Consider the following 2,348-nt stretch of genomic DNA (forward strand, 5'->3'; position numbering starts at 1 on the left):
TCGTCCCGCCTCAAAACGGTTCTCATGTTTGTTAATAAATGATCTTAAATCTACTCCCAATACAAAAGGCCGAAACCCTAAGCACCAAAAGCAAATTCGCTGTCTACCAATATGTCAATGAACTTATATACTTCTTTAAGCACCCAACGCTCTCACGCTAAGCGGGTGCAAATATAAAGCCATTTTTTTGGTTGCACAACTCCTAAAGTGAAAAAAAAATTAATTATTATTTTAGCGCTCTAACCCCTTGAAAATGAGGATTCATTCCCTCAAAAAAAAGTAGACTTCAGACAATTCCCTACGAAAAGAAATTCCATACCAAGCCAAAACGAACCACAAAGTCGCGATACGGATAGTTTGGAGCCGCGTAAAAAGTATTCCCTGTAAATGAAGAATTAAAATGCTCTGCTTTGAGATAGATACGGGTCTGGCGAACCTTGGCATTGATGAAAAAATCCAATAACGGAAATGCGCCAAGCTCTTCCCTGTTCTGCACATAGAATTCGCCCAATAGCGGATTATAGGCGTCCATGGTATATTTTGTAAAATATTTAAAGGTAACCCCCGTCTGAAGGAACATAGCATTTTTAAAAACATTGCTGGAAAAATATAAGGTATTCCTTGTAACCAGCTGAGGCAGATTCAAGACCTGGTTTGTCTGAGATACATTTTGATACATCACCGTATTGTTCAATGCCCACTTCCCTACTTTAAATTCCTTGGTATACTTTAATTTTAAGTGGCTTACTGCAGAGCTCTCCTGTTTAGGCGTCACATATGCATTCTCAATGCCATTGTCTATCTGTTCGTTGGTGGCATTAGAAGAAAAATAGGTGTAGTTATCCGTGGTCGCATACTGCGCCATAAGATCTCCCCATACTTGTGAGCTTAGATTAAACTTAAGGCTCTGTACATTTTGATTTTCAAAACTCCCTGAATTATTCCAATTGTAATTCTCGTATTCCGATTGATAAAGTAAAAAGTTGAAATTAGGAAAGCGCGAAGAAGAATGGGCACTTACCTTAACCTTATGTTGATCATTAATAGTATAGGTTGCGGCGGCATCAAATATATAGTTGGTTAACGCTCCCGTTATTCCATAGGTGAGAGAAGCATCTAGTGCAAAGCCCCCAATTGTTTTTTGGTAAAGTCCGCCAACGGCCAGTTCATCTCCCCTTAATTGATTTGGAATGGTCTGTGTATCGGTAATCAGAATGCTGTTAAAATAATAATCGTAATTGTACAGATTCACAAAACCCTTTAGGGTACCCAGAAATCTATTGGAGTAATCCAGGCTGAGTCTGTTAAAAAATGTTTTTAGGGTAGCTTTGTCGTCAATTGGTGTTATAAAACTCGCTCCAAAATAATCGTTCTGGCCATCCTGCAAAAACTGAAAGTACTTTGTCTCATAGGTAAATTCGTGTCCAATCCCAACAGACGACTGCCGGATAGAATCCCTTTTTTGAAATATTGCAAAGCGTTGATCCAGGAAATACCGCTTCCCCAATATCTTATTCCTGGCATTGGTGAAGAAAACGTCCATACGAGATCTGTCCCTAAAATCAGGATCTTCAGATTCAAATTGCAGTTCTTTAGACAACAGGCCTCCATTCTCTTCACTATCAATATCCTGTGCGGCAATATGTGCCCGCATGGTATAACGTTCATTTTTTGACTGATAATTGGCGGTGGTCCTGAAATTTCCGGATTGTATCTGACTGTACTGGTATTTTCCCAGGGAACGCATTCCCTTAAATGCAATGAAAAAATTTAGCCTCCTGGAAGTATTAAACGTTAGCGAGGCGTCTAAAAGTTGTCCTTGTTCAAAGGTGGTCTTAAAAAACAGATCGGTCAAAGGCGTGGGAACATTATAATATGATATGTCTTGAACTTCCATATAAGCAATATTCCTGGCCCTTGCTCCTAAGGAGGGATATAATACTGCTTGTTCCATATCTACCCCCAGGGCATTATACGGTTGAGCAACATTGGCAAATGGCATAAGTTCAAAATCATCCCGCCGAAGGTAATTGTACTTGTATTCTTTTTGAATGCTTAAAGTAGTGTCTAAATAAGTCGTATCCCGGGCGTATGAAATGATCTTGTAATCTTGAATGCTTATAGGCGGTTCTACTGGGGCAGTCACTGTTGGTCTTTTCAGATTTTTCTTCATAAACTGAGAAGAATCTTTTTCTTTCACTGCAGGGATGGGTTTTTCCTGAGCAAAAACTGATTGCAAAAAAAGTAGTAAAAGGAAACTAACAAGATATTTCATAAAATGTATAACACTGACAAAGTTACTTTTTTAGACGATAAAGAAATGTGAAAGTTTTGTAAGAAAAGCTCAC

The 2,348-nt window shown here is 38.7% G+C and carries 1 protein-coding gene; it reads right to left on the reverse strand.

From position 1 onward, the window contains the following. Positions 1–298: 298 nt before the first annotated feature. Positions 299–2,239 carry a putative porin gene (locus WBM49_RS04405; protein WP_424370852.1) on the reverse strand — a complete coding sequence of 647 codons (1,941 nt, stop codon included), beginning with the start codon at positions 2,237–2,239 and terminating at the stop codon, positions 299–301. Between the last annotated feature and the right edge of the window lie 109 nt (positions 2,240–2,348).

Origin of the sequence: Muriicola sp. (genome assembly GCF_049669965.1) — a bacterium.
In the GTDB taxonomy this organism is placed as follows: domain Bacteria; phylum Bacteroidota; class Bacteroidia; order Flavobacteriales; family Flavobacteriaceae; genus Muriicola.